Here is a 3,017-nt window from a genome sequence, read left to right as displayed (position 1 = left end):
TATACCACCTTGGGTCATCGGCTCCACCACTACCCTCAACTCCGAAGAGATCAGGCCGGCTTCACGGACTTAGCATTAATGGGCTCAGTACTGGGCGTCTCAAAGCGGGTACCGGAATATCAACCGGTTGTCCATCGACTACGCCTGTCGGCCTCGCCTTAGGTCCCGACTTACCCTGGGCAGATCAGCTTGACCCAGGAACCCTTAGTCAATCGGCGCACACGTTTCTCACGTGTGTATCGCTACTCATGCCTGCATTCTCACTCGTGAACCGTCCACAACTACCTTCCAGTGCTGCTTCACCCGGCACACGACGCTCCCCTACCCAACCCAGCCCCCGTTAGAGGTTAATACTGGATTGACACGACTTCGGCGGTACGCTTGAGCCCCGCTACATTGTCGGCGCGGAATCACTTGACCAGTGAGCTATTACGCACTCTTTCAAGGATGGCTGCTTCTAAGCCAACCTCCTGGTTGTCTCTGCGACTCCACATCCTTTCCCACTTAGCGTACGCTTAGGGGCCTTAGTCGATGCTCTGGGCTGTTTCCCTCTCGACCATGGAGCTTATCCCCCACAGTCTCACTGCCGCGCTCTCACTTACCGGCATTCGGAGTTTGGCTAAGGTCAGTAACCCGGTAGGGCCCATCGCCTATCCAGTGCTCTACCTCCGGCAAGAAACACACGACGCTGCACCTAAATGCATTTCGGGGAGAACCAGCTATCACGGAGTTTGATTGGCCTTTCACCCCTAACCACAGGTCATCCCCCAGGTTTTCAACCCTGGTGGGTTCGGTCCTCCACGAAGTCTTACCTCCGCTTCAACCTGCCCATGGCTAGATCACTCCGCTTCGGGTCTTGAGCGTGCTACTCCACCGCCCTATTCGGACTCGCTTTCGCTACGGCTTCCCCACACGGGTTAACCTCGCAACACACCGCAAACTCGCAGGCTCATTCTTCAAAAGGCACGCAGTCACGACTATTGTCCCGAAGAACAACAGCGACGCTCCCACGGCTTGTAGGCACACGGTTTCAGGTACTATTTCACTCCGCTCCCGCGGTACTTTTCACCATTCCCTCACGGTACTATCCGCTATCGGTCACCAGGGAATATTTAGGCTTAGCGGGTGGTCCCGCCAGATTCACACGGGATTTCTCGGGCCCCGTGCTACTTGGGTATCTTCCAAACGAGCCGCTAATGTTTCAGCTACGGGGGTCTTACCCTCTACGCCGGACCTTTCGCATGTCCTTCGCCTACATCAACGGTTTCTGACTCGTCCCACGGCCGGCAGACCGCAGAAGAAAGAACCCACAACCCCGTAAACGCAACCCCTGCCGGGTATCACACGCATACGGTTTGGCCTCATCCAGTTTCGCTCGCCACTACTCCCGGAATCACGGTTGTTTTCTCTTCCTGAGGGTACTGAGATGTTTCACTTCCCCTCGTTCCCTCCACACTGCCTATGTGTTCAGCAGCGGGTGACAGCCCATGACGACTGCCGGGTTTCCCCATTCGGACACCCCCGGATCAAAGCTCGGTTGACAGCTCCCCGGGGCCTATCGCGGCCTCCCACGTCCTTCATCGGTTCCTGGTGCCAAGGCATCCACCGTGCGCCCTTAAAAACTTGGCCACAGATGCTCGCGTCCACTGTGCAGTTCTCAAACAACGACCAGCCACCCATCACCCCGAACCATAAAGATCCGAGTACACCGGGACCGGCACTGAAGGCAACCATCACGGCCATACCCTCAGACACCCAACAACGTGCCCGACACAACCCAGCCATCACCCGCGTTCCACGCCGAAGCAGTACTAACGAACAACAACCAAGCCATGCCGAATAGTCAACGTTCCACCCATGAGCAACCAGCATCAGACACTCGCCGATGTACTGGCCCCTGACCCAGCTCCGAAGAAACCAGGTAAGAAGTGCTCCTTAGAAAGGAGGTGATCCAGCCGCACCTTCCGGTACGGCTACCTTGTTACGACTTCGTCCCAATCGCCAGTCCCACCTTCGACAGCTCCCTCCCACAAGGGGTTGGGCCACCGGCTTCGGGTGTTACCGACTTTCGTGACGTGACGGGCGGTGTGTACAAGGCCCGGGAACGTATTCACCGCAGCAATGCTGATCTGCGATTACTAGCAACTCCGACTTCATGGGGTCGAGTTGCAGACCCCAATCCGAACTGAGACCGGCTTTTTGAGATTCGCTCCGCCTCACGACATCGCAGCTCATTGTACCGGCCATTGTAGCACGTGTGCAGCCCAAGACATAAGGGGCATGATGACTTGACGTCGTCCCCACCTTCCTCCGAGTTGACCCCGGCAGTCTCCTGTGAGTCCCCATCACCCCGAAAGGCATGCTGGCAACACAGAACAAGGGTTGCGCTCGTTGCGGGACTTAACCCAACATCTCACGACACGAGCTGACGACAGCCATGCACCACCTGTACACCGACCACAAGGGGGGCACCATCTCTGATGCTTTCCGGTGTATGTCAAGCCTTGGTAAGGTTCTTCGCGTTGCGTCGAATTAAGCCACATGCTCCGCTGCTTGTGCGGGCCCCCGTCAATTCCTTTGAGTTTTAGCCTTGCGGCCGTACTCCCCAGGCGGGGAACTTAATGCGTTAGCTGCGGCACCGACGACGTGGAATGTCGCCAACACCTAGTTCCCAACGTTTACGGCGTGGACTACCAGGGTATCTAATCCTGTTCGCTCCCCACGCTTTCGCTCCTCAGCGTCAGTAATGGCCCAGAGATCCGCCTTCGCCACCGGTGTTCCTCCTGATATCTGCGCATTTCACCGCTACACCAGGAATTCCGATCTCCCCTACCACACTCTAGCCTGCCCGTATCGACTGCAGACCCGGGGTTAAGCCCCGGGCTTTCACAACCGACGCGACAAGCCGCCTACGAGCTCTTTACGCCCAATAATTCCGGACAACGCTTGCGCCCTACGTATTACCGCGGCTGCTGGCACGTAGTTAGCCGGCGCTTCTTCTGCAGGTACCGTCACTT

General features: G+C 57.2%; 2 rRNA genes (1 of these 2 running past the window's edge). Both read right to left on the bottom strand.

Annotation, left to right across the window (positions count from 1 at the left end):
- Positions 1 to 1,629 (bottom strand): 23S ribosomal RNA (locus ACFYY6_RS38235); it reaches 1,691 nt to the left of the window's first position.
- A 310-nt stretch (positions 1,630 to 1,939) separates the two neighbouring features.
- Positions 1,940 to 3,017 (bottom strand): 16S ribosomal RNA (locus ACFYY6_RS38230); the annotation flags it as partial.

The organism is Streptomyces sp. NPDC001750 (genome assembly GCF_042892615.1).
Classification (GTDB): domain Bacteria; phylum Actinomycetota; class Actinomycetes; order Streptomycetales; family Streptomycetaceae; genus Streptomyces.
This window is presented reverse-complemented; position numbering and strand designations above follow the sequence as displayed.